This window comes from Prauserella salsuginis (assembly GCF_024648885.1).
GTDB lineage: Bacteria > Actinomycetota > Actinomycetes > Mycobacteriales > Pseudonocardiaceae > Prauserella > Prauserella salsuginis.
This window is the reverse complement of record NZ_JANBBF010000009.1, coordinates 824,950-851,001: the sequence shown is the minus strand read 5'-3', so window position 1 is coordinate 851,001 and position 26,052 is coordinate 824,950. Positions and strand designations below refer to the sequence as shown.

Annotated in this window: 28 protein-coding genes, 2 tRNA genes and 1 pseudogene; 17 read left to right on the top strand and 14 right to left on the bottom strand. The window is 69.8% G+C overall.

The annotated features are described in order from the left end of the window. Positions 1 to 135 precede the first annotated feature (135 nt). Positions 136 to 594 carry a DUF3040 domain-containing protein gene (locus LY40_RS10710; RefSeq protein WP_183783939.1) on the bottom strand — a complete coding sequence of 153 codons (459 nt, stop codon included), beginning with the start codon at positions 592 to 594 and terminating at the stop codon, positions 136 to 138. A 314-nt stretch (positions 595 to 908) separates the two neighbouring features. On the opposite strand from LY40_RS10710, the gene LY40_RS10705 reads away from it, so the two are divergent. The 8 genes from LY40_RS10705 (at position 909) to LY40_RS10670 (ending at position 9,002) form a co-directional block, all read left to right on the top strand. Next, positions 909 to 1,991 (top strand): sensor histidine kinase, encoded by a 1,083-nt coding sequence (locus tag LY40_RS10705; RefSeq protein ID WP_183783937.1) that lies wholly within the window; start codon positions 909 to 911, stop codon positions 1,989 to 1,991. Beyond that, a complete protein-coding gene (locus LY40_RS10700) occupies positions 1,988 to 2,803 on the top strand; it encodes a LytR/AlgR family response regulator transcription factor (protein WP_258936688.1) in 816 nt (271 codons plus the stop codon). The genes LY40_RS10705 and LY40_RS10700 overlap by 4 nt, the downstream gene beginning before the upstream one ends. Next, positions 2,800 to 3,237, top strand: a complete 438-nt coding sequence (locus LY40_RS10695) for a hypothetical protein (protein ID WP_258936687.1) — start codon at positions 2,800 to 2,802, stop codon at positions 3,235 to 3,237. The genes LY40_RS10700 and LY40_RS10695 overlap by 4 nt, the downstream gene beginning before the upstream one ends. After that, the gene (locus LY40_RS10690; protein ID WP_183783933.1) at positions 3,234 to 5,018 is read left to right on the top strand and encodes a sodium/solute symporter; all 1,785 of its coding nucleotides are present in this window, start codon (positions 3,234 to 3,236) and stop codon (positions 5,016 to 5,018) included. Before LY40_RS10695 ends, LY40_RS10690 begins: the two co-directional genes overlap by 4 nt. A 94-nt stretch (positions 5,019 to 5,112) precedes the next feature. Continuing rightward, the gene (locus LY40_RS10685) at positions 5,113 to 5,454 is read left to right on the top strand and encodes a DUF485 domain-containing protein (protein WP_183783931.1); all 342 of its coding nucleotides are present in this window, start codon (positions 5,113 to 5,115) and stop codon (positions 5,452 to 5,454) included. Beyond that, the gene (locus LY40_RS10680) at positions 5,451 to 7,061 is read left to right on the top strand and encodes a monocarboxylic acid transporter (RefSeq protein ID WP_258936686.1); all 1,611 of its coding nucleotides are present in this window, start codon (positions 5,451 to 5,453) and stop codon (positions 7,059 to 7,061) included. The genes LY40_RS10685 and LY40_RS10680 overlap by 4 nt, the downstream gene beginning before the upstream one ends. Positions 7,062 to 7,145: 84 nt before the next feature. Then, entirely contained in the window at positions 7,146 to 8,363 is a 1,218-nt protein-coding gene (locus LY40_RS10675; protein ID WP_258936685.1) for a cysteine desulfurase-like protein, read from the top strand. Between the two features lie 192 nt (positions 8,364 to 8,555). Next, positions 8,556 to 9,002, top strand: coding sequence for a lamin tail domain-containing protein (locus LY40_RS10670; RefSeq protein WP_183783925.1), 447 nt, complete (start codon positions 8,556 to 8,558; stop codon positions 9,000 to 9,002). A gap of 148 nt (positions 9,003 to 9,150) precedes the next feature. On the opposite strand, the gene LY40_RS10665 is transcribed toward LY40_RS10670, so the two are convergent. Next, positions 9,151 to 9,224 (bottom strand) — tRNA-Pro (locus tag LY40_RS10665). 75 nt (positions 9,225 to 9,299) lie between these two features. Here LY40_RS10665 and LY40_RS10660 point away from each other — a divergent pair. Then, positions 9,300 to 9,370: transfer RNA gene (locus LY40_RS10660), tRNA-Gly, on the top strand. A gap of 146 nt (positions 9,371 to 9,516) precedes the next feature. Here LY40_RS10660 and LY40_RS10655 read toward each other — a convergent pair. The 3 genes from LY40_RS10655 to LY40_RS10645 form a co-directional block, all read right to left on the bottom strand. Next, positions 9,517 to 9,768 (bottom strand): hypothetical protein, encoded by a 252-nt coding sequence (locus LY40_RS10655; RefSeq protein WP_258936684.1) that lies wholly within the window; start codon positions 9,766 to 9,768, stop codon positions 9,517 to 9,519. 128 nt (positions 9,769 to 9,896) lie between these two features. After that, positions 9,897 to 11,210: a cytochrome P450 gene (locus LY40_RS10650; RefSeq protein WP_258936683.1), complete on the bottom strand. Its 1,314-nt coding sequence runs from the start codon at positions 11,208 to 11,210 to the stop codon at positions 9,897 to 9,899. A 57-nt stretch (positions 11,211 to 11,267) separates the two neighbouring features. Then, positions 11,268 to 11,873, bottom strand: a complete 606-nt coding sequence (locus LY40_RS10645; protein ID WP_258936682.1) for a TetR/AcrR family transcriptional regulator — start codon at positions 11,871 to 11,873, stop codon at positions 11,268 to 11,270. A gap of 339 nt (positions 11,874 to 12,212) precedes the next feature. Here LY40_RS10645 and LY40_RS10640 point away from each other — a divergent pair, with 339 nt between their 5' ends. The 3 genes from LY40_RS10640 (at position 12,213) to LY40_RS10630 (ending at position 14,334) form a co-directional block, all read left to right on the top strand. After that, positions 12,213 to 12,623: a hypothetical protein gene (locus tag LY40_RS10640; RefSeq protein ID WP_258936681.1), complete on the top strand. Its 411-nt coding sequence runs from the start codon at positions 12,213 to 12,215 to the stop codon at positions 12,621 to 12,623. Beyond that, positions 12,620 to 13,564, top strand: a complete 945-nt coding sequence (locus LY40_RS10635) for an NAD-dependent epimerase/dehydratase family protein (RefSeq protein ID WP_258936680.1) — start codon at positions 12,620 to 12,622, stop codon at positions 13,562 to 13,564. The genes LY40_RS10640 and LY40_RS10635 overlap by 4 nt, the downstream gene beginning before the upstream one ends. Positions 13,565 to 13,632: 68 nt before the next feature. Continuing rightward, complete coding sequence (locus tag LY40_RS10630) at positions 13,633 to 14,334, top strand: hypothetical protein (RefSeq protein ID WP_258936679.1); 702 nt, start codon at positions 13,633 to 13,635, stop codon at positions 14,332 to 14,334. Positions 14,335 to 14,370: 36 nt separating this feature from the next. Here LY40_RS10630 and LY40_RS10625 read toward each other — a convergent pair whose 3' ends face one another. Continuing rightward, positions 14,371 to 15,537 (bottom strand): aminotransferase class V-fold PLP-dependent enzyme, encoded by a 1,167-nt coding sequence (locus tag LY40_RS10625; protein WP_258936678.1) that lies wholly within the window; start codon positions 15,535 to 15,537, stop codon positions 14,371 to 14,373. A 149-nt stretch (positions 15,538 to 15,686) separates the two neighbouring features. On the opposite strand from LY40_RS10625, the gene LY40_RS10620 reads away from it, so the two are divergent. Further along, complete coding sequence (locus tag LY40_RS10620) at positions 15,687 to 16,202, top strand: Lrp/AsnC family transcriptional regulator (RefSeq protein ID WP_258936677.1); 516 nt, start codon at positions 15,687 to 15,689, stop codon at positions 16,200 to 16,202. A gap of 69 nt (positions 16,203 to 16,271) precedes the next feature. On the opposite strand, the gene LY40_RS10615 is transcribed toward LY40_RS10620, so the two are convergent. From LY40_RS10615 to LY40_RS10600, 4 genes and pseudogenes are all read right to left on the bottom strand, one after another. Beyond that, a complete protein-coding gene (locus LY40_RS10615; protein ID WP_258936676.1) occupies positions 16,272 to 16,739 on the bottom strand; it encodes a GNAT family N-acetyltransferase in 468 nt (155 codons plus the stop codon). Positions 16,740 to 16,752: 13 nt separating this feature from the next. Further along, positions 16,753 to 17,417: pseudogene (locus LY40_RS10610) on the bottom strand (methyltransferase domain-containing protein). 166 nt (positions 17,418 to 17,583) lie between these two features. Beyond that, positions 17,584 to 18,042 (bottom strand): nuclear transport factor 2 family protein, encoded by a 459-nt coding sequence (locus LY40_RS10605; protein ID WP_258936675.1) that lies wholly within the window; start codon positions 18,040 to 18,042, stop codon positions 17,584 to 17,586. A 13-nt stretch (positions 18,043 to 18,055) separates the two neighbouring features. Next, complete coding sequence (locus LY40_RS10600) at positions 18,056 to 18,925, bottom strand: TIGR03619 family F420-dependent LLM class oxidoreductase (protein WP_183783921.1); 870 nt, start codon at positions 18,923 to 18,925, stop codon at positions 18,056 to 18,058. A 231-nt stretch (positions 18,926 to 19,156) separates the two neighbouring features. Here LY40_RS10600 and LY40_RS10595 point away from each other — a divergent pair, with 231 nt between their 5' ends. Together LY40_RS10595 and LY40_RS10590 are read left to right on the top strand one after the other, a co-directional pair. Continuing rightward, positions 19,157 to 19,933 (top strand): C40 family peptidase, encoded by a 777-nt coding sequence (locus LY40_RS10595; protein ID WP_258936674.1) that lies wholly within the window; start codon positions 19,157 to 19,159, stop codon positions 19,931 to 19,933. Between the two features lie 120 nt (positions 19,934 to 20,053). Continuing rightward, entirely contained in the window at positions 20,054 to 20,848 is a 795-nt protein-coding gene (locus LY40_RS10590) for a hypothetical protein (RefSeq protein ID WP_183783919.1), read from the top strand. 18 nt (positions 20,849 to 20,866) lie between these two features. On the opposite strand, the gene LY40_RS10585 is transcribed toward LY40_RS10590, so the two are convergent. After that, a complete protein-coding gene (locus tag LY40_RS10585; protein WP_258936673.1) occupies positions 20,867 to 21,676 on the bottom strand; it encodes an Fpg/Nei family DNA glycosylase in 810 nt (269 codons plus the stop codon). After that, positions 21,676 to 22,149, bottom strand: a complete 474-nt coding sequence (locus tag LY40_RS10580) for a ribose-5-phosphate isomerase (protein WP_183783915.1) — start codon at positions 22,147 to 22,149, stop codon at positions 21,676 to 21,678. Before LY40_RS10580 ends, LY40_RS10585 begins: the two co-directional genes overlap by 1 nt. 59 nt (positions 22,150 to 22,208) lie before the next feature. Between LY40_RS10580 and LY40_RS10575 the strand changes: the two genes are divergently transcribed. Further along, positions 22,209 to 22,949: a 2-phosphosulfolactate phosphatase gene (locus LY40_RS10575; protein ID WP_258936672.1), complete on the top strand. Its 741-nt coding sequence runs from the start codon at positions 22,209 to 22,211 to the stop codon at positions 22,947 to 22,949. Then, positions 22,942 to 23,739, top strand: coding sequence for an MBL fold metallo-hydrolase (locus tag LY40_RS10570; protein WP_183783913.1), 798 nt, complete (start codon positions 22,942 to 22,944; stop codon positions 23,737 to 23,739). The genes LY40_RS10575 and LY40_RS10570 overlap by 8 nt, the downstream gene beginning before the upstream one ends. A gap of 168 nt (positions 23,740 to 23,907) precedes the next feature. Here LY40_RS10570 and LY40_RS10565 read toward each other — a convergent pair whose 3' ends face one another. Beyond that, positions 23,908 to 24,993: a fatty acid desaturase family protein gene (locus LY40_RS10565; protein ID WP_258936671.1), complete on the bottom strand. Its 1,086-nt coding sequence runs from the start codon at positions 24,991 to 24,993 to the stop codon at positions 23,908 to 23,910. A 169-nt stretch (positions 24,994 to 25,162) separates the two neighbouring features. Next, complete coding sequence (locus LY40_RS10560) at positions 25,163 to 25,774, bottom strand: mycothiol-dependent nitroreductase Rv2466c family protein (RefSeq protein ID WP_258936670.1); 612 nt, start codon at positions 25,772 to 25,774, stop codon at positions 25,163 to 25,165. Positions 25,775 to 26,052 lie beyond the last annotated feature (278 nt).

The window sequence follows — 26,052 nt, the reverse complement described above, 5'->3', positions numbered from 1 at the left end:
TGCGTATGGTTCACGGGCTCGCCCACGGGCACCGCAGGTGACGATGGGGAACCGATGTCCGAGTCTAAGTCAGCGGACCTCCGGAGGCGGGGCCGCCCCTCACGGACCGTACGCGGGCCGGCGCGCGACGGGTCGTCAGTCGGTGGAGCCGGAGCCGGCATCCGGGCCGTCACCGGTGCCGCCGGCGCCGCCCTTGCGCTTGCCGAACCCGAATCCGTGGCCGAATCCGTGGCCGTTGCCGTGGCCCTCGGCGGAACGTTTGCCGGACGCGCCGCCCTGCACGGAGCCGTCATCCTGTCCGTCACGGCCACCGGTGTCCAGTTTGCGCAGCCACACCCGCCAGATGACCGCGGTCGGCACCCCGGCGGCGATGATGACTCCGAGCGCCACCACGACGGGCGCGCCTGCGCCCGCACCGAGCGCGATCACGACGCCGCCGACGATGAAGAGGGCGACCAGGCCCGCGCCGATCCACAGCATCCGTGAGGTGCCGGGCCGCAGAGTGGCCAGGCGCTGGGCCAGACGTGGGTCGTCCTCGCCCAGGCGGCGTTCGATCTCGGCGAGCTGTCGCCGTTCCTCGTCACGCAGGCCCATACGGCATCACCACCTTCGATTATGGATCAGCGCGACCGTTACGGACAGTCCCAACCGGTATCGATTTCGATCCGGTCCGATACGGGTGTCCGCTCCGCCGCCGGTACTCACATGGGTCGCGGCCATTCGCTGGTCGCGGCCGCGCCTGCGGGTGCCGCTCCGCCTGGGGCACCCGGTCGGCCCGCCAGGTGCACGGGCCTTCACGCTGGGTACGCCGGGCGGCTAGATTCACGCTAGATTCACACCGTCGGTGACCCGCAACGGTGAACCGCCCAGGACGTAGGACGCAGTCGTCGGCGCTACCGGGAGTTCGCATGTCCGTGCCAGCGCAGCACGAGCCCGTGGGCGGGCTCGCGTGGCCGCGCAGGCTGCGCGACCCGGCGGCGATCCTGCGGACGGCCCGGCACATCGCCGACGACCTGGTCGACGGGCTCAGCGGGCCGCGTGTCCGATCCGCGGCCCGCGGCATCCGGCGGCTCCTCGCATCCGACGGCGTGGCTCTGTCGGACCTGTCCGGTGAGCTCACCGTCGCGGGGGCGCTCCCCCGGGACGTGGACGTCGCGGCGCTCGTCGACGACGTCCTGCACAGCGAACACCGCCGCCGCCGGGCCGAGGTCGTCGCCGAGCCGCTCGTCGTCCACGACGAGCTGGCCGGTGTGCTGGTCGTCGCGGGTACGACGCGGGTGTCGGCCTTGCGCGAGGTGAGCGGCGTCCTGGTCGCCGCCCTGGAGCGCGGCAGGCTGGAGGCGTCCGCGGAAGAGGCGGCCGAGGCCGAGCTACGGGCGTTGCGGGCAGAGATCTCGCCGCACTTCGTCTACAACGCGCTCACCGTCGTCGCCGGGCTGGTGCGCCCCGATCCGGCCCGCTCCCGCGAACTGCTGCTCGATTTCGCCGACTACATCCGCTACAGCCTCGCCGGCCACGGTGAGTACACGACCGTGGCGGACGAGTTCCACGCGATCGAGACGTATCTGGCGTTGCAGCGCGCAGTCCTCGGCGACCGGCTGAAGGTGCAGGTCCGGGTCGCACCGGAGGTACTGGCCGTCGCGATCCCGTACCTCGTGTTGCAACCGCTGGTCGAGAACGCCGTACGCCACGGCATCGAACGCCGCACCGGGGGTGGGGCCGTCCAGGTGTTGGGCGAGGCGGAAGGATCGGACTGCGTCATCACCGTCGAGGACGACGGCGCCGGCATGGACCCTCGCGACGCCGAACGTCTGCTGGCGGCGGGCGGCGCCGACACACGGGATACCGGAGGCATGGGACTGGCCAACGTGGACCGGAGACTGCGCAACGTGTACGGGCCGTGGTTCGGGCTCGTGGTGGAAACGGCCGAGGGCGAGGGCACCCGCGTCGTGGTGCGGGTGCCCCGGTTCCAACCGGGGGTCGTGCCGTGACGGTGCAGGAGACCCCGCAGCCGCTGCACACCTCGGCGCCCGGGCTCCGGGTGCTGGCGGTCGACGACGTACCCGCCGCACTGGACGACCTCTGCAGCCTGCTGCGGGAGGCACCCGAGGTCGCGTCGGTGACCGCAGCGGCCGATCCGCTCGACGCCCTGCGCTCCATCCGGGGCGGCGAGTACGACGCGGTGTTCCTGGACATCGCGATGCCCGGGCTCGACGGGATCGAGCTGGGCGAACTGCTGAGCAAGCTCGCGACGCCACCCGTGATCGTCTTCGTGACGGCCTACGACGAGCACGCGATCGCCGCGTTCGGCATCGGCGCGGTCGACTACCTGCTCAAGCCGGTGCGCGCGGAACGGCTCGCGGATGCGCTCGGCCGGGTCGCCCGGATGGCGGGCGCCGATGAGCAGCCGGCACGGCAGGCGGCGGACGCGCCGGTGCCCGACGCCATGGCCGCGCTGCCCGTCGAGGTCGCGGGCAGGACGCGGTACGTGCAGCGCAGCGAGGTGCGCTTCGCCGAGGCGCACGGTGACTACGTCCGACTGCACGCGCCGTCGGGCGTGCACCTGGTGCGCATGCCGATCTCGCGGTTGGAGGAGTACTGGGAGGGCGCCGGGTTCGTCCGGACGCACCGAGGGTTCCTCGTGGCGCTGTCGGCGGTGCGGGAGCTGCGGAGCGATTCGGTCGGCGGCGTACTGGCCCATACCGACCTGGGCGACGTTCCGGTCAGCAGGCGGCATGCCCGGCAGCTCAGGGAGCGGTTGCTCAAAGCCGCGCAGCAGGGCGAGTTCGAACGGCCGACATGACCGGTCGCCGTGTCGCCGTCACCAGTCCGCAGACCCGGCTCGCGCACGCCCGCAGGCGCTATCGCGGGCCGTGGCGGCCGACGACGCTCGATCCGGCCGAGATGCCGCGTGCGATCGCGCTGTACCGCGCCGGCCGCCGCCGTGCGATCGCTGCACTGGCGGCGCTCGGGGCGCTGATCTTCGGATTGCCGTTCGCACTGTCACTGTGGCCCGCGCTGGACGACATGCGCGTGGCGGGCGTGCCGGTGTCGTGGGCCGCGATCGTGCTGGTGCCGTTCCCGGCGATGGTCGCGATGGCGTTCTGGCAGTTGCGCCGCGCCGAGCGGGCGGAGCGCGACCTGCTCGACCCGGAGGCGCCCGCCGGCTCCGACGACGGCGGCCACGGTGACCCGAGCGCCGGCCCCGGACAACCGGCGCGCGAGGGCGCCTCGTGATCGTCGCCCTCGCGGTCGCGCCGGTCGTGCTGGTGACGATGCTGATCGGCCTGCGCGGTGTCGCAGCGATGCGCACCACCTCGGACTTCCTCGTCGCCTCCCGCCGCGTGTCGCCGTTGTTGAACTCCGCGGCGGTGTCCGGCGAGTACCTGTCGGCGGCCTCGTTCCTCGGTGTCGCGGGGCTGGTCGTCAAGGACGGCATCGGCTCCCTCTGGTATCCGGTCGGCTTCACGGCCGGATACATCGCGATGCTCGCCCTCGTGGCCGCCCCCATGCGCCGGTCGGGAGCGCTCACCGTGCCGGACTTCGCCGAGGCGCGGCTCGGCTCGGCCACGCTGCGCAGGCTCGCAGCGGTGGTCGTCCTCGTGATCGGTGTGCTGTACCTGGTGCCGCAGTTCCGCACGGCCGGACTCGTCCTCAGCGTCGTGACCGAGACGCCCTACTGGGTGGGCGTGGTCCTGGCGGGCGGGGTCGTCAGCGCCACCCTCGCGCTCGGCGGAATGCGGGCGGCGACGTACGTCCAGGCGTTCCAGTTCGTGTTCAAGCTGATGATGTTCATCGTGCCCGCGATGTGGCTGCTCATCCAGGCGGGACCGGACGTGCGCACCGAGGCGACACAACCGACCGAGTTCACGCACTTCCGCGACGACACGACGGTCTCCTTCCGCGTCGGCGCGACGCTCGACGTCCCGACCGGTGTCGAGGTCGTCGGCCGCGACGGCGGTCTGCGCGAACTGGAGCCGGGCCCGTGGGAGGTGCCGCCCGGAACGACCGTCACCTTCGCCGACGGCACCCCGGTACCCGAGGTCCGCGGTGAAGCCGTGCCCGGGGCCGACGGCTGGGAGCGGCCCCTGCTCGATTTCGACGACGAGGGGTATCCGCTACTGGGCACGTGGGCCGTGCTGATCGCGACGATGCTCGGCACGATGGGGCTGCCGCACGTGATCATGCGGTTCCACACCAGTCCCGACGGCCGCGCCGCACGCCGCACGGCCGCGTTCACCGTCGCCCTGCTGAGCGTGTTCTACCTGTTCCCCGGCATCTACGGCGTGCTCGGCCGGGTACTCGTGCCCCATCTGTACCTCACCGGTGCCACGGACAGTGCCGTCGTCGCATTGCCCGCACAGGTCGACGACGGCACGGCGGGAACGGTGTTCACCGGACTGCTCACCGCCGGCGCGTTCGCGGCGTTCCTCGCCACGTCGCTGGGACTGCTGCTCGTGGTGTCCGGGGCCATCTCCCACGACCTGGTCCCCGGCGGGCTGAGACAGCTGCGTCTGGCGGTCGTCGGCGCGGCGGCGGTGATCGTGCTGCTCGCCCTGCCCGCAGCCGCTTTCGACGCCGGAACACTGGTCACCTGGGGATTCACGGTCGCGGCTTCGACGTTCTGCCCGCTGCTGGTGCTGGGCATCTGGTGGCGCCGGCTCACGGCCGTAGGCGCGATCACCGGCGTCGCCGCAGGTCTGGTGTCCACGATCGGCTCGTTCCTGGTCAACGTCGGCGGGCCGGATCTGGACGGTTGGGTGGCGATCCTGGTCGCCCAGCCGGCACCGTGGACCGTCCCGCTCGCGTTCCTCACCATGATCGTCGTGTCGCGGCTGGGCCGGCCTGCCCCGTGGGCGACAGCCGCGATGCTGCGACTGCACCTGCACGAACACCGTCTCTCGCCGTTCGTGTCCCGCACTCAGAGCGACGGTGCCGCGCGTGACTTGGGCCACTCGTCGTGGCCCGCACGCCGCTCGTCGGCCGTTCGTCGCATCACACGCCGGTTGGGCCGCTGACCGGTTCACCCGGATCCGGCCCGCGCTTACGGTGTCGCGCACAGCACACTCCCCGTGCCTTTTCCGAGGCGTGCACCGTGACAAGGAGGTCACCGTGAATTCCACCGAGCCTCAGCCACCTGAGGCGGAAACGTGGGCGCGAGTCCACGCGAGCGAGGATTTCCAGCGGCTGCGCAGAAGGCTGCGGAACTTCGTGTTCCCCATGACCGCGCTGTTTCTGGTCTGGTACCTGACCTACGTACTGCTGGCCGACTACGCGCACGGCTTCATGTCGATCAAGGTCGTGGGCAACATCAACCTGGGCCTGATCCTCGGTCTGCTGCAGTTCGTGTCGACGTTCGTGATCACCGGGCTCTACGTGCGCTACGCGAACCGCAAGCTGGACCCGATCGCCGAGAGCATCCGGGCCGAGGTCGAAGGTGGTGACAAGCAGTGAGCACACTCGCTCAGGGCAGCGTCGAGGGCGGCAACCCGCTGGTCAACATCGGCATCTTCGCCCTCTTCGTGATCGTCACGCTGGTGATCGTCTTCCGCGCCTCCCGGAACACGAAGACCGCGTCCGACTACTACGCGGCGGGCCGGTCGTTCTCCGGACCGCAGAACGGCACCGCGATCGCCGGTGACTACCTGTCGGCGGCGTCGTTCCTCGGCATCGCCGGCGCCATCGCCGTCTACGGCTACGACGGCTTCCTGTATTCGATCGGCTTCCTCGTCGCCTGGCTGGTGGCGCTGTTGCTCGTCGCGGAGCTGCTGCGCAACACGGGCAAGTTCACGATGGGCGACGTACTGGCGTTCCGGATGCGGCAGCGTCCGGTGCGTGCGGCGGCCGCCACGTCGACGCTGGCCGTGTCGTTCTTCTACCTGCTCGCGCAGATGGCCGGTGCGGGCGGCCTGGTGTCGCTGCTGCTCGGCGTGGAGGGCGACGTCGGACAGGGCGTCGTCATCGCCGTCGTCGGCATCGTGATGATCATCTACGTGCTGGTCGGCGGTATGAAGGGCACGACCTGGGTGCAGATCATCAAGGCGGGCCTGCTGATCGCCGGTACGGCCGTGATGACCGTGTGGGTGCTCGGCAAGTACGGCCTGAACCTGTCGGAGCTGCTCGGCTCGGCGTCTCAGGCCGCAGGCGGCGGCGACGCGCTGCTGAACCCGGGTGAGCAGTACGGCGAGAGCGGCACGACGCAGCTCGACTTCCTGTCACTCGGTATCGCGCTGGTCCTCGGTACGGCGGGCCTGCCGCACGTGCTGATGCGCTTCTACACGGTGCCGACATCGAAGGAGGCGCGGCGCAGCGTGGTGTGGGCGATCTCGTGGATCGGCCTGTTCTACCTGTTCACGCTGGTGCTCGGCTACGGCGCCGCGGCGCTGGTCGGCACCGACACGATCACCAACGCACCGGGCGGCGAGAACGCGGCGGCTCCGCTGCTGGCACTCGAACTCGGCGGACCGGTACTGCTCGGCTTCATCGCCGCCGTGGCGTTCGCGACGATCCTCGCGGTCGTCGCCGGTCTGACGATCACCGCCTCGGCGTCGTTCGCACACGACGTCTACGCCAACGTGATCAAGAAGGGCAAGGTCGACAGCAAGACCACCGAGGTGAAGGTCGCCCGGATCACCGCGTGCGTGATCGGCGCCGTCGCGATCATCGGCGGCATCCTCGCGAAGGACCAGAACGTGGCGTTCCTGGTGGCGCTCGCGTTCGCCGTCGCGGCGTCGGCGAACCTGCCGACGATCCTGTACTCGCTGTTCTGGAAGCGGTTCAACACCCGCGGCGCGCTGTGGTCGATCTACGGCGGTCTGACGACCACACTCGTGCTGATCGTGTTCTCCCCCGCCGTGTCGGGCAGCGAGGACGCGATGATCCCGGGTGCGGACTTCGCGTGGTTCCCGCTGTCGAACCCGGGCATCGTCTCGATCCCGTTGTCGTTCCTGCTCGGCATCATCGGCACGCTCACGTCGAAGGAACACCTCGAGGAGAAGCACAAGGAGATGGAGGTCCGCTCGCTGACGGGCGCAGGCGCCGAGAAGGCGAGCGCGCACTAACGAGCAGTCCCGCACCGCATGAAGGGCCGCCCGGCGCGTGTTGCGCCGGGCGGCCCCTCGCGTGGACTGGTCCATACTCGGGGCATGGCCGGTTTCGACGTCACCCAGTTCCGTTCCCAGTTCCCCGCGCTCGCCGATGGCGCCGCGCACTTCGACGGGCCCGGCGGTTCCCAAGTGCCGCGGCCGGTCGCCTCGGCCGTGGCGGACACGCTCTGCTCTGCCGTGGCGAACCGCGGCGCGAACACGGCCGCCGAGCGGCGGGCCGACGCGATCGTGCTCGACGCGCGCCGCGCCGCGGCCGACCTCGTGGGCGCCGCGCCCGGCGGAATCGTGTTCGGGCGCAGCATGACGCAACTGACCTACGACCTCGCGCGCACGCTCGCGAAAGGATGGGGCCCCGGCGACGAGGTGGTCGTGACCACGCTCGACCATGACGCGAACATCCGGCCATGGGTGCAAGCGGCAGAGGCCCGCGGGGCGACCGTCCGATGGGCCGAGTTCGAGGCCGTCACCGGCGAGCTCGACGTCGCCGCGGTGACCGAGCTGCTGTCCGAGCGCACGCGGGTGGTCGCCGTGACCGCGGCGTCGAACCTGCTCGGCACGCGACCGGACATCTCCGCGATCACCGCCGCCGCCCGCGAGGCGGGTGCGCTGTCCTATGTGGATGGCGTGCATCTCACGCCGCATGCGCTGATCGACGTCGAGGCGCTCGGCGCGGACTTCTACGCGTGCTCGCCGTACAAGTTCTTCGGGCCGCACCTCGGGTTCGTCGCCGCGCGGCCGGAGCTGTTGGAGACGCTGACGCCGGACAAGCTCGCTCCCTCCACCGACGCCGTGCCGGAGCGATTCGAGCTCGGCACTCTGCCGTACGAGCTCCTGGCCGGCACGACGGCCGCGGTCGACTTCCTCGCCGGCATCGGGGCGGGCGGGCCCACGGTGTCGCGACGGGACGCGCTCGCGGCCGCGTTCGACGCCGTGGCGCGGCACGAGGACGCCCTCATGGCGAACCTGGAGGACGGCCTGGCTGCGACCGGCCGCGTCACGCTGCACGGCTCGCGGATGCGGCGGCGCACGCCGACGGTGCTGTTCTCGGTGGACGGCCTCGCCCCGGCGGACGTCTACGCCCGACTGGCCGAGCGCGGGGTGAACGCACCGGCGGGCACGTTCTACGCGCTGGAATGCTCCCGCCGCCTCGGCCTCGGCGACACGGGCGCCGTCCGCGCCGGGATCGCTCCGTACACCACCGAATCCGAGGTGCAGCAGCTCGTGACCGCGGTCGAGGACATCGCGACGGCGGACTGACCCGCCGGTGGCCGAGGAGCACCATCGCCGGCGCCACTCGGGGGTGTCTCGGTGAGCCACGGAGCACGGTCGACGACCGGCGCGTACTCCCGAACATCGGGGCCTGTAACGGCAGCGCCTCGTGGTCCGACGTCAAGGCACATCCATCGGCCGCTCGCGGTGCAGCCGGGCCGCGTTCCCGGAAGGTTCGCCATGCGAAGATCCCTCGCCACAGTCCTGCTCACCGTCGGCATGCTGACACTCGGCCTCGTCACCGCGCTTCCCGCGGAAGCCGCGGCGCGGATGCAGATCGCCGCCGTCCAATACGACTCCCCCGGCACGGACCGAGGCAGTAACAGCAGCCTCAACGCCGAGTGGGTCAAACTGCGGAACACGTCCCGGGTGCCCATCAACATCACTCGTTTCCGAGTGCACGACCGCCAAGGACACACGTACCGCTTCCCGCAGACGACCGTGATGCCCGGCAAGGAGATCACGGTGCACACCGGCCGAGGGAAGAACAATCCGTGGCACCGCTACTGGGGCCGCACGTCGTACGTCTGGAACAACACCGGCGACGGCGCCACGCTGCGCGACGCCCACGGCCGATGGCTCGACGGGTGCGGCTGGGGCAACGGCCGCGGCTGGGTCAGGTGCTGAGCTCGGTCCGCGACATACCTCGTGTCGACGACGGGCGGTGGCGCGGTCGCGCGCTGCATGCGACCGGACCGGGCGGCCCAGCCCCCAGTAACGACGAAGTCGCCTCTGACCCGCAGCGTTCCTGCAGGTCAGAGGCGACCTCCGACGGTCGGGGTGACAGGATTTGAACCTGCGACCCTTCGCTCCCAAAGCGAATGCGCTACCAAGCTGCGCCACACCCCGGCCACCACGCGGGGTGGTGTGAATACACCATAGCGCTACCGGTAGACTGCCCACGCAGCCGGTCACCGGCGGCATGCGGGCGTAGCTCAATGGTAGAGCCCCAGTCTTCCAAACTGGTGGTGCGGGTTCGATTCCCGTCGCCCGCTCAGAGCACGAAACCCCAGGCCAGGGCCCTGGCCTGGGGTTTCGTGTGTTCCGGCCGTGCGTATGTCCCGCCGGAACGAGCGCCCACTCCCGATCATGAGCGGCGCGCCGTTCGCCCTGCATGCCACGGCCGAGCAACTGGCCGTCATCAACGTCGCCCCTGGACGACCTTGTCGAGCCGCTCAGTGACGGCCCGGTCCCGCCCGATCGTCGCGGGCCGGTAGATCAACGCTGCAGGTATCGACCCGTGGCGCATGCGGTGCATACGTTCGGGTGTGCTCGTCGGGTAGTCCGGTCGAGCGGAGCATCCGACCTGCGCCAGCTGTGCTTCGTCGTCGGCGCGGTTGATCGCTTCGCGCATCCGGACGTTCTCGCCGTCGCCGCATCCGTCGTTGTCCATGGGCGCTTATGTCACGGGCGAGTGGGCAGGCTGGGCAGGAACGTTGCGAACGCCGGCCCGATGAGCGCAGATGGTTGCCGCACGGCCGCGGCCTGCGCAGCGTTTACCCGAAGCCCGATCAGCCGTACCTACTCGCGGATGTCGACGAGCAGACCGTGTTTCGGCCGCATGGCCGCGAAGCTGGTCGGTCGGATGTTTTGTTCGGGGAGGTGGAGGACCCTCCGGGCAAGAAGCCGGGCAAGCATCACGGTGAGCTCGGTCGTGGCCAGCGTCGCGCCGATGCACCGGTGGGGGCCTGCGGAGAACGGCAGGTACTCGTGCGGGGCCGGTTTCCGGTGGTCGGGTTCGGTCGCTATCCACCGTTCCGGTCGGAAACGCAGGGGCTCGGACCACAGTTCGGGAAGTCGGTGCGTCACGTACGGGCTGTAGAGCAGCATGCTTCCGGCCCGAACCTCCCGCCCCGCGAACTCGAACCCGTTCGCGACCTTGCGCGCGGAGACCACCGCCGGTGGGTACAGCCGCAACGTCTCGCGGACGACACCGTCCAGATAGGTGAGCCGTGCCAGATCCTGACGACCGGGCCGTCGGTCGCCGAGCACCTCACTCACCTCGGCGGCGGCGCAGTCCCACACCCCGGGCGTGGTGAGCATGGCGTAGACCGCCCAGGCCGCCGCCGCGCTAGTGGTCTCGAAGCCCGCAGCGATGAGCGTCACCACCTGATCGCGGACCTCCTCGTCACTCAGGCCGTCGCCGGTCTCGTCGCGACCGTGCACGAGCGAGGCCAGAACGTGGTCGTCGTCATCGATCGAGCCGCTGCGCGCTCGCGCGATCTCGCCGGCGATCCGGTCGTCGACCCGGGCACGGGCCCTCATCGCGCGCCGCCACTGCGGTGTGCGCAACCGACACTGCCAGGTCACGGCCTGCGGCAGATGGTCGACCAGGTCGAGCAGCACCTGTAGCTGCGTCCCGAAGAACACCGACTCCGCGGCCAGGCGTCTGCCGAACAACGACTCGATCGTGCTGCGCCGGATCGCAGAGCGGAACTGTTGGTAGAGATCGACGCGCTGCCCCGGCCGCCACTCATCGACGGTGGCGTCGGCGTTGTCGGCCATGATGTCCAGATAGTTCTCGATCTGCCGGTGGTGCAGCGCTGGTTGGACCAGCCGCCGTCGGCGCCGGTGCGCAGTGCCGTCGCTGACGATCAGCGACGTCGACCCGTCCACAGGGATCAAGCCCTCGAAGGCCTCGCGCCAACGAAACAACTCGGAGTACGCGAAGACGAACCGGTTGGCCTCGGGACCGAGCAGATACACGTAGCGGCCGATACCCGTCACCGGCCCTCGCCGTCGATACGCGGACAGCAGGACCTCACCAGGCAGGTACGACAACGTGTGGCCACGCCACTGCGGGACAGCACGCGCAGCATGGGAGCTCTCGGGCATGAAATCCATACACCCCCATCGACGACAACGGCAACGTACTACACCTGTAGCGATTCTTCAGGTCCGGGGAACGGCACCGTCCACCGCGGCCTGAACGGCCCGCCTCAGCCTGGCCGGGTGGTCACCGCCGAGAAACGGACGAGCGAGGGCGTCGTAGAGCACGCCGTCGAGCCCAGCGAGCAGCAACCGGGCCGTTTCTTCGGGTACGGGAACGCCGGAGGCGCCCATCGCCGCGCTCGCGCGATCAAGGAAGCGCCGGTTGGCCGCGTGGAGCGCGTCGGCCAGCTCCGGGCGCCGGGCCGCGTCCAAGTACAGCTCCAGCCGAGCGCGGGTACGTGAGCGCGCTGGCCCGAGCCAGTAGGTGAGCAGCTCAGCCAGCAGTTCGACCAGCCGCTCCCGATGTTCGATCGAACGGCTGTCCCAGCCGGTGGTCGGCAGCTGCTCGAGCACCGCTTCATCGAGTTCCACGAGCCGGTCGAGCACTCCACCGAGAAGTGCGAGCCGCGTCCGGAAGCAACTGCTGGTGCTTCCGGCGGGCAAACCCGCTTCCATATCCACCGCCCGATGGGTCAGCCCTCGCAAACCGTCCGTGGCGATGATCTCGATTGCTGCGTCCGTGACGCGCCGCTGTCTGGGAGTGCGGCCCCCTCCGACCATCTGCATGACGATCAACCTGCTGTGCCGGTGCGCAGGTGCGCAAGCCGGCACGCTTCCGGCCACCGGCGGTGGTCACTCCTGAGCAGCCGCGCTGTCGCTGATCGCAGCCAGGTGTCGCATACCAGACCCTCGGCACGAAAACGCTGCCGCACACGTCGGCTACCGCGCGGACAACCGGTTCTGTACTCGTCGACAACCGTCGGCCGGTCTACCCGACCTGGACCCACGCGCACAGGAGAAGGAGCACCACACCGATGTGACACATGTGACCGGCCACACAAGCTTGTCACACGCGTCGCTGCCGCCCCGTCGTAAGGACGCATCCGAGCGGGAGGGTGATGGACAGTGCGCAGTTCCTGGGTCGTCCGCGCGACCGTGGTCGTGACGGCGTCATCGATGTTGGCCTTCGGCATATGGGCACGTTGGGACCCCGTCGGGTTCGCCGATTTCGCCAGCTGGCCGCACCACGTGCACTTCCTGCACGATGCAGGGGTGTTCCAGATCGGCATCGGATTGACGATGCTGGCGGCGCTGTTCTGGCGGGACACGATCGCCGTCGTGCTGGCCGGATTCGTGGTGACCAACACCTTCCACGCCGTCAACCACGTGCTGGATCTGCATCGCGGAGGCAACGCCGCCGACCCCTGGCTGCTGTTGGCACTGTCCGCCGTGGGCGCGGTCGGATTCGTGCTGCGCGTCCGCCAACTCGGCCGGCGAGGTCGGATGCAGGAGACGACGGGAGGGGGCCGACAGTGAGGATTCTCCTTGCCGGTGCCACCGGCGCCATCGGCCGCCGCTTGGTACCCCAGCTACTCGCCGCGGGCCACAGCGTGCTCGGACTCACCCGTTGCGCGCACGGCGCCACACAGCTCGGAGCAGCCGGCGCCGACGCGGTACGCGCCGATGTACTCGACGGCGAAGGACTGCTGGCAGCGTTGGCGGGATGCCACGCCGACGCCGTGATCCATCAGGCCACAGCAATCGAGGGGGTACCGCTGCGGCACCGTGACCTTCACGCCACCGACAGGCTGCGCGATCGCGGCACGACGAACCTGCTGCGCGCCGCCGAGCTGGTCGGTGCCCACCGATTCCTCACCCAGTCGTTCTTCCTCGGCTACGGCTACCGCGACCACGGCGACGATCTGATCACTGAGGACAGCCCGTTCGCCGAAGCGACCGGGCACCGAGCATTCGACCAGCACATGGACTCGATGCGCTCGAACGAGCATCAGGCACTCAACACCGCCGGCATCGACGGCATTGCACTGCGCTACGGCATGTTCTACGGGCCGGAACCAGCCACTTGGCGGATGGCAACCCTCGTCGCTCGGCGAAGGCTGCCGGTACCCCTCCCCTCGGGCACCACCTCCCTGATCCACATCGACGACGCTGCATCGGCGACAGTCGCCGCGCTCGAACGCGGGCACGCCGGAGAGGCATACAACGTCGTCGACGATCGACCGGTGGACTTCGCCCACTACGTCGCCGCAATCGCCGACCACGTCCACGCGCCCGCGCCACCGCAGATCCCGGGGTGGCTGCTCATGCCAGTGCCCTACATGCGCGCGCTCATGGTCGCCACGCGAATCGGCCTGTCGAACGCCAAGGCCAAGCGCGAACTCGGCTGGACACCCCACTACCCGTCGTACCGGGAAGGACTAGGTGCGCTGCACTTCGACGACAGGGATCGGCGATGACCGCTCCGACAGCCGGTCAGGCGGGCCATGCGACCGACGCCGGTGACACGAGGCAGGGAGGATCACCCATGACGAACACACACAACGTCGTACTTGCACACAGCCCGTTTCTGGGGCCGGCGAGCCTGAAGCCGCTGGCCGACCAATTGAACGCCCGCGGCGTCACGGCACTCGTACCCGACCTACGCCGCGCGGTGACCGATCCACCAGTGCATCAACGGTTGGTCTCCGAGTTCGCCAGTGCCGTGCCCAGCGCACCCACGACAACCTCACTGGTGCTGGTCGGACACAGCGGCGCCGGACCACTGCTGCCGGCTTTCGCCGAGTCGGCCGATCATCCGGTGGCCGCACTGACCTATCTGGACGCTGAACTACCCACGCCTGGGCACAGCTGGGAGGAAACCGCACCCGCCGCGCTGGTCGATGAGCTGCGGTCACAGGTGCGGGACTCACGGTTGCCTCCGTGGCACCGATGGTTCGACGCCGACCTATTGGCCGGCCTGGTACCCGACGACGCACTACGCACAACCCTGATCGACGAGGAACCCGAGGTGGCGGCCGCGTTCCTGGCCGAGCCACGACCGGAAGCGGACTGGGCCGGGCCAGCCGACTACATCCAGCTCAGCCGACCCTACGCAACAGCCTCCGCACGAGCCGCGCAACGCGGCTGGCCGGTCCACCGGGTCGATACCCACCACCTGGCCCCCATGACCGAGCCGGCCACGATCGCCGACACGCTGCTCGACTCGATCGCCGCGGTGGCCCCGTAGGAACCGCCGTGCGCTGCGGTCATGGCACGGCTACCCTCATCGCACGATTCTCGCGAGAGCGTCGAGCAGCTGATCGATATCGGCGTCGGTGACGTGCAGGTGGGGCGCCAGCCGCAACGATCGGCCCCGGACCGAGGCGTAACAGTCGGCTGCGGCCAGCGCGGGCAAGACGTCAGCCAGGATCGTGTCGGGTAGCGCTACGCCGAGCATGTGCCCACCGCGCTGATCGGTCGACGACGGGTCCAGACCCAGTTTGCTGACCCGTGTGGCGATCTGGCCTGTGATCGCGGACAACGCTGCCACGACTTCGTCGATTCCCCATGCGTGGAGCTGCTCGAGGGCGGCGACAGCCATCGGCAGTAACTCGAACTTGGTCCGCTCGCCGACATCGAACCGGCGCGCCCCGGGCTGATACTCGTCACGGTAGTCGACCAGGCGCGCGAAATCCTCCGCACCATCGCGCAGGATCCAGTTGTGCTCGATCGGCCGGCCCGAGCGGTGCTCTTCCGCAACGTAGAGATACCCAACTCCGAACGGCCCGAGCAACCATTTGTAACCCACACTGACGACATAGTCGGGCCGGATGGCGGCGACATCGAACGGTAGCGCGCCGATCGACTGGCTACCGTCGATGACCAGGCAAGCGCCGACCTCGCGTGCCCGTGCGCCGACCGCGACCACATCCACCAGCGCACCATCAGTCCAATGCACCTGCGGAACCGAGACCACGGCGACTCGCTCGTCGAGACCGTCCAACACAGCCTCAGTCCAGCTCTGTCCAGGAGCTCGGTGCACGGTGAGCATCTCGGCGCCCGCCGCACGCGTTGCGGCCTGCCATGTGTACACGCCCGACGGGTAGTCCTCAGCCAGCACCAGCACGCGCTGTCCGGCTCGGAGGGCGATATTGTTCGCAGCCACCGCAAACCCGTAGCTGGTGGCGGGGATCAACGCGACGCCGTCCGCACAACTGCCGATCAAAGCGGCGAACAACGATCGGAGCCGTTCCACGTCCGCGAACCAATCCTGCGCCGTGATCGTCCACGGTCGCGCGCGGCGCTGCAGAGCCTCCTCGCCCGCGACACGCACCGAGTGCAGCAGCGGAGAGAGGTTCGCGGTGTTGAAGTAAGCCACCTCGCATGGCATCTCGAACGCTGCTCGCTGCCCTGACAGGCCCATGCCCGTTGATGCGCGCACGGTGTCCACGGGCGTATTAACGGGCGTTGCCACATCGCCCTCGCCAGGCTCCCGTGGGGCGCGGTTTGCCGTTCGGGCCACTGGGGATCCGTTCATGATTCCAGACTGCATCATTTCCACCGACCGGGCTTTACCAATCAGAGCGATCGGAGCCATAAATGTTTACGGATCCGAAGTCGGGAGCAGCGATCGAGAACATTTCGGCAAACAGCGTTGTCGACGATGTCGATCGCAGGCTCCTCGTCGCCCTCAACGAGGACCCGCGGCAATCGAAGTCTGCGCTGGCTCGTCGAGCTGGGTTATCCACCCCTACGGTCTCCAGCCGGATCGCCCGACTCGAACGCCTCGGAGTGATCCGCGGATACCGTCTTGATCTCGATCCTGCCGCTTTGGGCTACCTGATCTCCGCGTGGGTTCGGGTACGGCCTGGACCCGGGCAGCTTGCCAAGGTCGTCGAACTCGCCGAGCGCACTCCCGAGATCAGCGAGTGCCATCGCGTCACCGGCGACGACTGCTTCCTGCTCCACGTGCACGCACCGTCGCTGAGCAGCTTGGAGCACATACTCGACCGTTTCCTACTGCACGGCCAAACAACCAGCACGATCAGCGTCTCCAGCCCTATCCTCCCGCGTAATCCTCCCGTCCTTGAGTCAACCAAGGCACACGCACAATGAGCACCTCGCCTGAGCTTGTGCCCGAGCATCAAGGCACGATCCCGCGAGCGGCGTGGCCGGCCCGACCCGTCAGAGCGTCCTCGTCATGAAGACACTGTTCGGATCGGGCCGGTAGTCGGCGAACGGCTCGCAGTAGGAGAACCCGAACTTCTCGTACAGTCTCCGCGCCGGGAGGAAGAATTCGTCCGAACCGGTTTCCAGGCTCAGCCGCGTCAGCCCCATGCGCCGCGCCTCGGCCAGGATGTGCTCCAGCAGTCCGGACGCGATGCCACCGCGTGCGTGGTCGGGCGAGGTGCGCATCGACTTGAGCTCGCCGTGTTCGAGGTCGAGACGCTTGATCGCGCCGCAGCCGACGACGGACTCGCCGCTGCGCACCGACCAGAACGTCACGTCCGGCTTGCGCAGGTCCTCGAGATCGAGGGCGTGCTTGCTCTCGGGCGGCGACGTGGCCCGCAGCTGCCGCAGGTGCTCGGCCAGGAACTCCGCGATCCGCGGACCGGACAGATCGTCGACCACGATCTCCATGCGCGCCTCCATCCACTCACCCTCATCAACCGCGCGTCACGAGCCGGAAGCCGACATCCAGTTCGTCGCGGCCCAGCAGGTCGCGGTGCCGTTCATGCCAACGACCGGAGGCAAGATCCTCTCGTAACCGCTCGATGCCCCGCGACACCGCCGCCTCGTCGGTCTGGGCCAGAGCGGAACAGTTCCGCCGGACCCGGGCATCGAGATAGGCCTCAGGGCGCCGCCAGTGCGCCGGAAAGACCCCGTCGGCGAAGTCCCACGGGACGGGCGACGCTGTCACATCGTCGGCGCCGAGCTCGTCGGCGATGTCGGTTGCGGACGGACGCGAGGCCTCCAGTCGTGCGATCTCGGGGATGTATTCGCGCGTCAGCCAGAACTCGGCGTGCAGGCGGGTCTCATAGGCCACGATCACCTGACGGTGGGAAGTGCGCCGCAGTTCCGCGAGGCCACGGCGCCAGTCGCGCCAGTGATGCACCGTGAGCACGGCCAACGTAACGTCGGCAGCCCGGTCGCGCAGCGGCAGCTGCTCTGCCACAGCCTGCACGGCGGGGACCGCGCCGGCCCGTTGCGCGAGCATGCGACGTGACGGTTCCACCGCCAGCACGGTCGACCGGTCGGGCTCGTACGAGCCCGACCGGCACCGACATCGACGACGGCGCCGTCGTCCACGGCCCGGGAGATGCGCGACATCCACCGGCGATCGGTGCGCCGGCCACGGGCGTAATCGGTACCGATGCGGTCGTACACGTGCGGCGACACGAGACCTCCGAATGCCCGGCACCGGCCGCTCACGACCGGGGTGTATCCGGAAGGAGATCACTCCCGCGGCGGGCCGTCCAGCCCATGTCGGCGCGGGTCACAGGGACGTGTCGTCATCCACCTGCCGTGCCGTGGCCGCCGCACGGTCGGTCTCCCAGAACGCTCTGACCGACAGGAGCCGCCCGTCGGAGCCGGCCCGGTAGACGATCACGCAGTCGGTGTCGACACGGTAGCCGCCGTCGAAGAACGTGGTGATCGTGGCAACGTTCGCCACCTCGTCGCCTCCTGCGTGCGAATCGCGGACGACGAACTCGAACCGCTGCACGTGCGCGATCGTCAGGTCCCAGAACGCCGAGATGCCCTCCGCGCCGTGGTGGCCCTTGCCCTCCTCGTCGAACGGCGACGGCCCGACCGGATCCTCGATCACCGCCGCCGGGTCGAACAGGCTCAGCCAGCGCTGCTTGTTCCCCGCCGCGACGGCCTCCATGGACCGCAACGCCGCGACGCGCGCGGGCGGCTGTTCGGAGTCGACATCCCAGCACACCGTGACACCCATACGCCGGACCTCCTCAGAACCGCTCGATGATCTCGTCGGCGAACTTCTTGATCGAGTCCTTCTTCTGCTCGACCGGGGCGTCGAACCCGAGACCGTCGAACACCCAGGGCACGGTGATCACGTCGGTGACGCCGACGTCGGCCTGCTCGCGGTAGCCGTCGAGGCCGAACCGGTCGATGCACACCGCCTGGAACTCGAAGGGCTCGTCGGCGCGGCCGTACTCGGCGCGCAGCGTGTTCAGCCGGGCGATCGTGTCGCGCAGGTCGTCGAGTTTCATCATCGCCGACGACCAGCCGTCACCGACGCGGGCGGCGCGGCGTAGCGCCGGTTCGCTGTGCCCGCCGATGTAGAACGGCACGTGCCGCTTCGGCGCGGGACTCATGCACAGCTTGTCGAAGTCGAAGAACTCGCCGTGGTACTCCACCATCCCGCCACCGAGGATCAGCCGGAGCACGTCGATGGCCTCGTCGACCCGCTTGCCGCGCCGCCGGTACGGCACCCCGCACCATTCGAACTCCTCCGGAGCCCAACCCACACCGAGCCCCAATCCGAACCGGTCGCCCGTGAGGTTCGCGACCGAACCCACCTGACGGGCCAAGAGCACCGGATTCCGCGAACCGAGTTTCAGCACGGATGTGTAGAACGTGATCCTGTCCGTGGCCGCACCCATCGACGCCGCGGCGATCAGCGGGTCGACCCACGGCGTGTTCTCGTCCCAGAACCGACTTCCGTCCGGAGTGTACGGATAGTCCGCGGATACCTGCTCAGAATAGAAAAGCGAGTCGGGAAGGGCGATCGAGGAGAACCCGCACTCCTCCGCCGTGACGGCCAGTTCGGTCAGTTGATCCAGCGGGGTCAGGGCCACCGACAGTGTGAACCTCATGCCGCAAAACAGTAACGTGTTCTAGTTCGCTGCGCCAGAGTCGACGGCGATCCGGGGCCATACGCAGCTTCACCGGTGTGGGTGCTCTCGACTCGCGACCACCGCGGAACCCGTGTTTACGGTCGTCCCGGCCGGTGGTTCACCCCATCGGCCCAGCACGGTGCCGATGCCACGACGGCCTCGGCGAGGTCGGGGGACCATGACGTGTGACGTTCCTGTTGGAGGATCGGCGTGTCCACACCGTGGAAGCGCACAACGGTCATCGGACTGGTCGGTGGCACGGCTCTCGTCGCCTTCGCGGGCAACGCGGCAGCCGTCGTACCGAGCGAGCAGTCCCTGCACGACGTACCGAACACCGTGGAGAAGGGCACACGGGTGACGCTGTCGGGCACCCTGACCGGGCTGCGGGACCGCCCGGTCAGCGGTGAGCAGGTCGCCCTCGAACGCCGGGCCGCCGACGGCCGGTGGCAGGCCGTCGACACCACAACCACGGGCGACGACGGCAACGCCACGTTCCACCGCACCCCGGACCGCACCGCCGAGTGGCGGCTCACCTACGACGGCAGCACGTTCCTCGACCCGGCTGCCTCCTCACCCCAGCGGGTCGAGGTGCGCCTGCCTCCTCCGCCACCACCGGCACCGGAGCGGCCCACGAAACCGATCGGCAGACAGCTCGTGGACGTCGCGGCGGCCCAGGCCGGCAAACCGTACGCGTACGGTGCCGCGGGACCACAGCGGTTCGACTGTTCCGGGTTCGCCCAGTTCGTCCACGGGCAGGTCGGGATCCGGCTGCCTCGCACGTCGAGTGAGCAGCACCGGGCCGTGCGAGCCGTCGCCAACCACGCGAAGGTGCCGGGTGACCTGGTGTTCTTCCACGAGGGAGGCTCCGTCTACCACGTCGGCATCTACGCGGGCGGCAACCACGTCTGGGCCGCACCCGAGAGCGGTGACGTCATCCGCAAGCAGCGGATCTGGACGGACGCGTACTACACGGGCCGCGCCTGGTGATCACGTGGGAACTATCGAGGCGCCGCGGGCGTTGTCCGGTTCGAAGGAGTCTGTCCGGTCAGCCGGCAGCCTCCCCGCAACGCGTACGCCCCTGGAGCACCTCATGGAGCGGAGTACCTCATGGAGCTCGTCCTCGTCGTCCTCGTACTGATCATCGTCGGTGGCGGGTACTACCTGATCCAGTCGAACCAGCAGGCGAAACGCAGCCGGCTGGAGGATGCGAAAGCCGAGGCACGCCGCTGGCTGGAACGACTCGGCGGCCAGGTGCTCAACCTGACCGGCACCGACACGGCCTCACAGCAGGCGATCGCCGACGCGTCGGAGCGCTACAACGCGGCAGGCTCGCAGATGGAACAGGCCCAGACCGAAGAGCAGGCGAAACTCGTCAAGGAGACCGCGCTCGAAGGGCTCTACTACGTCCGCGCCGCGCGGGAGGCGATGGGCCTCGACCCGGGACCCGCACTGCCGGAGGACCGCGAGCGGCAGGCCGCGGGCAAGGTCACCGAGCACCGCTCGGTCGACGTCGAGGGCAAGCACTACGAGGCCTCGCCGCAGCCGAGCTCCGACACCCCGCACTACTACCCCGGCGGCCGTGTCGCAGGCAGGCCGGTGCCGCAGGGCTGGTACAGCGAGCCGTGGTGGAAACCCGCACTGGTCGCCGGCGCGTGGGGCCTGGGCTCGATGATGCTGTTCAGCACCATGTTCGCCGGCATGGCGGGTGTCCCCAGCGGCGAGGCCTGGGCCGACGGCTACAGCGCGGGCCAGGAGGACGCCATGAGCGAGGGCGGCGACGGCGGTGGCGGCGATGCCGGTGACGGCGGCGGCGACATGGGCGGAGACGCCGGCGGTGACATGGGCGGCGACTTCGGTGGCGGCGACATGGGTGACATGGGCGGGTTCGACTTCGGGTTCTGACCGCCCCGGTCCGTCACGTCACGCGGGCTGGCAGGACGGACACCAGTAGAGGTGTCTGCCCGCCAGTTCGGTGTGGGCGACCGGCGCGGCGCAGACCAGGCAGGGCTGCCCTGCCCGCCGGTAGACGTACACCTCGCCACCGTGCCGGTCCTGCCGCGGCGCGCGGCCCGTGATCTCGGGCAGGTGTTCGTCGGCGACCGTGTCGATCCGCCCGCTGCGCACCCCCGCGCGCATGAGCGTGACGAGGTCGTCCCACATCGCCTTCCACGCCGTCTCGTCGAGGTCGCGGCCGGCGAGCATCGGGGTGACGCCGTGGCGGAACAGCACCTCGGCGCGGTAGACGTTCCCGACCCCGGACAGCACCTTCTGGTCCATCAGCAGCGCCGCGATCGAGGTCCGCGACCGCGTGATGCGTTGCCAGGCGAGCTCCGGCCGGGCATCGCGGCGCAGCGGGTCGGGGCCGAGCCGCGCGACGATGGCGTCGGCCTCGGGCTCGGTGAGCAGTTCACACCGGGTCGGGCCACGCAGGTCAGTCCAATGTGTCCGGCCGGACAGTCGCATCCGCACCTGGCCGACGGGGTCCGCCTCGGGGAGCGCAGCCTCGGCGAACGCGCCGTACAGCCCGAGGTGGACGTGGACGACGCCGAGCGGACCGTAGTCGTGGAACAGGTGCTTGCCGTGTGCATCGGCCCGCACGAAGGTCGCACCGTCGAGCAGCGCGGCCTCGGCGGCGAACCTGCCCTGGGGGCTGCTCACCCGCACCGGCGCACCCGCGTAGCGCCGCTGATGCAGCCGGGCGAGCCGGTGCAGGGTGTGCCCTTCGGGCATCAGGCCTCCGGCAGAGCGGGGGCGTCGCCGGTCTGTTCGAAGTCGGTCAGCTGCTGCACCCGGCGCGTGTGCCGCGGGTCGTCGTCCACCCGCGTGTCCAGGAACGCCTCGACGATCCCGGTGGCCTCCTCGACGCTGTGCATCCGCGCGCCGACGCCGATGACCTGGGCGTGGTTGTGCTGCCGCGTGAGCTGGGCGGTCTCCACGCTCCAGCCCAGGCCGGCCCGGCAGCCCGGCACCTTGTTGGCGGCGATCTGCTCGCCGTTGCCGGACCCGCCGATGACGACACCGAGGCTGCCCTCGTCGGCGACGACGCGCCGCGCGGTCTCGATGCAGAACGGCGGGTAGTCGTCGGCGGCGTCGTAGACGTGCGGGCCGACGTCGGTGACGTCGTGGCCCTGCTTCTCCAGATGGGCGACGAGGTGATTCTTCAGCTCGAAGCCGGCATGGTCGGATCCCAGATAGACACGCACAGCGGCAGTGTGCCATCCCCGCTGCATATGGCCTCGGGCCACCCGGCAGGGTGTGAGCCATGACGGATGCGATGCCGGCGAACTCGACTCCGACGACACCCGGGACGAACCCCGCGACCACGCAGACCCCGGCGCTGCTGGCCCAGGACGGCCACGACGTGCGGCTCGACTGGGGCGCGTCCGGGCTGGCCGCACTGGGCGGCCGGTGCGCGGTACTGGTGATCGTGGACGTCCTGTCGTTCTCCACGCGGGTGGACCTGTTGCTCGCGGAGGGCACCGCGGTGCAGCCGGTGCGATGGACGGACACCGTTACCGAGGCGCCCGCCGTCGGGGCAGAGCCGGTGCAGTCGCCGAACGGGGCGACACTGACGGCCGACGCCGCCACGACGGGTGCGCACGTGCTCACGGCCTGTCTGCGCAACGCCGACGCAGTGGCGAAGCACGCCGCGGACCTGGCGGCGGGCGAACCGATCGGCGTGCTGGCCGCGGGAGAACGGTGGGGCGTGGCGGCCGGCGCGGCGCCGGGATCCGACGGACCGTTGCGGCCGTGCGTCGAGGACCAGCTCGGCGCAGGGGCCGTCGTCGCGGGCCTGCAGTCCTACGGCGACGTCTCCCCCGAGGCGGTCGTGGCGGCGCAGGCGTTCGCCGTGGCCGACGTGCCCGCGGCGGTGAGCGGCTCGGCCTCGGGCCGCGAACTGACCGCACACGGCGACGGCGAGATCGTCGAACGGGCCGTCGAGGTCGGCATGTCCGCGGGTGTGCCGATACTGGGCACCGACGGGGTGCTGACCGGTGCCTGACTGGTCCGAGCAGGAACCGGGCGTGTACTCGCGCCGCTACGCCGAACTGGACCTGACCGTCGGGCTCGTCGTCGGGTCCGAGCGGTGCCTGGTGATCGACACCCGCGGCTCCCGCGGGCAGGGCGAGGAGCTGGCGGCGGCGGTCCGCGAGGTGACGTCGGCGCCACCGGTGATCGTGCTGACGCACGCGCACTTCGACCATTCCTTCGGTGCCGCAGCGTTCGGCGACCGTCCGATATGGGCACACACCGGATGCCGGGGCGCACTGGCGGAACACGCCGAGACCGACCGTCGGGAATGGATGGATCGATACCGGGCCGAGGGCAGGCACGCGCTGGCTGACGACCTCGCGGCGACGCCGATCGCCGCACCGACGCGGACCTTCGACCGCGCAGCGCGGCTCGACCTCGGCGGCCGCACGGTCGAGCTCGTCCACCCGGGTCCCGGACACACCGACCACGACGTGATCGCCGTCGCCGGTGACGTCGTGTTCGCCGGCGATCTCGTCGAGCACGCACCGGGCGGATCGTTCACCGAGGAGTCCTTCGGGCCCGACACGCACCTCGCGGCGTGGCCCGCCGCCCTGGACCAGGTACTCGGACACCGGCCGCGGGTGGTCGTTCCCGGCCACGGCGAGCCCGTCGACGCCGCGTTCGTCGCACGGGCGCGGGCGGACCTGCACGCGCTGGCGGATCTGCGAACCGGAGTCCGCGCGGGCACGCTCACCGTCACCGCGGCCGTCGACGCCGCTCCCCTGCCGCCGGAGGTCTGCCGGGCCGCGCTGTCGTGAACCGCGCTCAGCGGGATCGGCGGCCACGTCCCACTGTGGCGCTGGCAGCGGTCCGGTCCCGCCGGGGCGCTGAGTGCTGTCTCGCCATGGCGCTGTGCTGTCCGGCCGCGACGCTGTGGTCTCCGGTCGCGACGCTGTGGTCTCCGGTCGCGACGGTGTGGCCTCCCGTCACGACCCTCGGCCGGTCTCACCATGGCGAAGCGGCTCGCCGACGCGGTGCAGATGGCCGAGCGCTTCGGCCCACGAGCTCAGCAGCCCCGTCTCGTGGTACGGCACACCGATCTCCGCGCAGTACCGCCGCACGATCGGCTGCGCCTTCCGCAGGTGCGGCATCGGCAGATGCGGGAACAGGTGGTGCTCGATCTGGTAGTTCAACCCGCCCATCAGGGTGTCGACCACCGGACCACCGCGGACGTTACGGGTCGTCAGTACCTGCTTGCGGAGGAAGTCGAGCTTCTCGCCCGCCTGCAGCGTCGGCATTCCCTTGTGTCCCGGCGCGAACACCGATCCCATGTAGACACCCCAGAGCGCCTGATGAACCAGCAGGAACGCGAGCGCCTTCCCCGGCGAGAGGACGAGCAGCAGCGCGCCGAGGTATCCGGCGATGTGGGCGGCGAGCAGCGCCGCCTCCACACCCCGACTCTTGATGCGCGGGTTCGCGTTCCGGCCGATCACCGCCCGCACGCTGGAAAAGTGCAGGTTGAAACCCTCCAGAGTGAGCAGGGGGAAGAACCACAGCGCCTGCCTGCGCCCGATGAGACGTGGCAGCCCCCTGCTGGCGAGCGCCTGCTGCCGGGACCACACCAGGATGTCCGGGATCACGTCCGGATCGTGTTCCTCGTGGTTCGGGTTGGCGTGATGCCGGGTGTGCTTGTCCATCCACCAGCCGTAGCTCATCCCGATACCGAGGTTGCCCGCGATGAGTCCCGCGATCTTGCCGGCCCGCCGGGTGCGCAGCACCTGCCGGTGTGCCAGATCGTGCGACACCAGTGCGACCTGTGCGAACACGACCGCGAAGAACGCGGCGACGAACAGCTGCCACCAGGTGTCGCCGAACCAGAGGAACGCGGCGATACCGGCGCCGTACAGAGCGGCGACGATGCCGATGCGAGCGGCGTAGTAACCGGGGCGGCGGGCGAACAGGCCTGCATCGGCGATGCGGCGGGACAGCACGGCGAAGTCGCTGCCCTGCCTGGTCTCGGACGGTTCGGATACGTCGGCTGCGGCGGCCGTGTCGGCCGGGGTGGGCGTCATGCCCTCAACCCTGTCCCGCACCACCCTCGCGCGGACATCCCGCGCGCCCCCGGATCCCGCTGGTGCAGCCCCCACCGGAAAAGAAGGCGCGGGTGGGAAGCGACGCGAGGGGAAGATTCGGGACGTGGAGTGCCCACAAGGTGCCCTCGGGGGCACTCCACGCCAGGTGTCAGTCGAAGTTCAGCTCACCGGTGCGGGTGCGCTTGAGTTCGTAGAAGTCCGGGTAGCTCGCCATCGCGACGGCGCCGTCGAACAGCTTCACCGCGTCCTCGCCACGCGGAATGGAGGAGAGCACCGGGCCGAAGAACGCGACGCCGTCCACGTGCAGCGTCGGCGTGCCGACATCCATGCCCACCGGGTCCATGCCCTCGTGATGACTCTTGCGCAACGCCTCGTCGTAGTCGGTCGACGTGGCCGCGTCCAGCAGCTCGGCCGGTGCCGACACCTCGGCGAGCGCCTCCTTCAGCACCAGGTCGATGTCCTTGTTGTCCTGGTTGTGGTAACGCGTGCCGAAGGCCGAGTAGTAGTCGCGCAGCACCTGTTCACCCTGCTGCTGGGCGAGTGCGACGGCAACGCGCACCGGGCCCCACGCCTTCTTCATCAGCTCGACGTACTCGTCGCCCAGCTCGCGCCCGGAGTTCAGCAGGGCCAGGCTCATCACGCGGAAGTTGAGGTCGATGTCCCGGTGCTTCTCGACCTCGAGAATCCAGCGCGAGGTGATCCACGCGAACGGGCAGATCGGGTCGAAGTAGAAGTCGACGCGGGTGCGGGACTCGGTCATGAACGTTGCTCCTCGCTCGGCCTGGTCGGATCTATCCCGGCCAACACCGCCGGCACGGATGTTGTTCCCCGGCCGGCGGATCGTTCCCACGGCCTGACCGAACCGTTCCGTACGGGCAGGTACGCGCGGCACAGGAGGCGGCCGCCGAGGCGCCGGTCCGCCGCGTCTCCCCGTGCGGGGACACCGCCCTGGGCGCCGAGTGAGGCGATTCCCCGTGCGGGCGGAGCAGTGGCCATGATTGGATCGGCGAACGTCCTGTTGTCCGCCCACGATCGATG

Coding starts and splice junctions, on each gene's coding strand:
- LY40_RS10615 (WP_258936676.1), bottom strand. CDS start 16,739: ATGGAGGCGCGCATGGAGATCGTGGTCGACGATCTGTCCGGTCCGCGG.
- LY40_RS10655 (WP_258936684.1), bottom strand. CDS start 9,768: ATGGACAACGACGGATGCGGCGACGGCGAGAACGTCCGGATGCGCGAA.
- LY40_RS10710 (WP_183783939.1), bottom strand. CDS start 594: ATGGGCCTGCGTGACGAGGAACGGCGACAGCTCGCCGAGATCGAACGC.
- LY40_RS10600 (WP_183783921.1), bottom strand. CDS start 18,925: ATGAGGTTCACACTGTCGGTGGCCCTGACCCCGCTGGATCAACTGACC.
- LY40_RS10575 (WP_258936672.1), top strand. CDS start 22,209: ATGACGGATGCGATGCCGGCGAACTCGACTCCGACGACACCCGGGACG.
- LY40_RS10560 (WP_258936670.1), bottom strand. CDS start 25,774: ATGACCGAGTCCCGCACCCGCGTCGACTTCTACTTCGACCCGATCTGC.
- LY40_RS10620 (WP_258936677.1), top strand. CDS start 15,687: ATGTTTACGGATCCGAAGTCGGGAGCAGCGATCGAGAACATTTCGGCA.
- LY40_RS10650 (WP_258936683.1), bottom strand. CDS start 11,210: ATGCCCGAGAGCTCCCATGCTGCGCGTGCTGTCCCGCAGTGGCGTGGC.
- LY40_RS10705 (WP_183783937.1), top strand. CDS start 909: ATGTCCGTGCCAGCGCAGCACGAGCCCGTGGGCGGGCTCGCGTGGCCG.
- LY40_RS10670 (WP_183783925.1), top strand. CDS start 8,556: ATGCGAAGATCCCTCGCCACAGTCCTGCTCACCGTCGGCATGCTGACA.
- LY40_RS10585 (WP_258936673.1), bottom strand. CDS start 21,676: ATGCCCGAAGGGCACACCCTGCACCGGCTCGCCCGGCTGCATCAGCGG.
- LY40_RS10590 (WP_183783919.1), top strand. CDS start 20,054: ATGGAGCTCGTCCTCGTCGTCCTCGTACTGATCATCGTCGGTGGCGGG.
- LY40_RS10695 (WP_258936687.1), top strand. CDS start 2,800: ATGACCGGTCGCCGTGTCGCCGTCACCAGTCCGCAGACCCGGCTCGCG.
- LY40_RS10675 (WP_258936685.1), top strand. CDS start 7,146: ATGGCCGGTTTCGACGTCACCCAGTTCCGTTCCCAGTTCCCCGCGCTC.
- LY40_RS10645 (WP_258936682.1), bottom strand. CDS start 11,873: ATGCAGATGGTCGGAGGGGGCCGCACTCCCAGACAGCGGCGCGTCACG.
- LY40_RS10605 (WP_258936675.1), bottom strand. CDS start 18,042: ATGGGTGTCACGGTGTGCTGGGATGTCGACTCCGAACAGCCGCCCGCG.
- LY40_RS10630 (WP_258936679.1), top strand. CDS start 13,633: ATGACGAACACACACAACGTCGTACTTGCACACAGCCCGTTTCTGGGG.
- LY40_RS10565 (WP_258936671.1), bottom strand. CDS start 24,993: ATGACGCCCACCCCGGCCGACACGGCCGCCGCAGCCGACGTATCCGAA.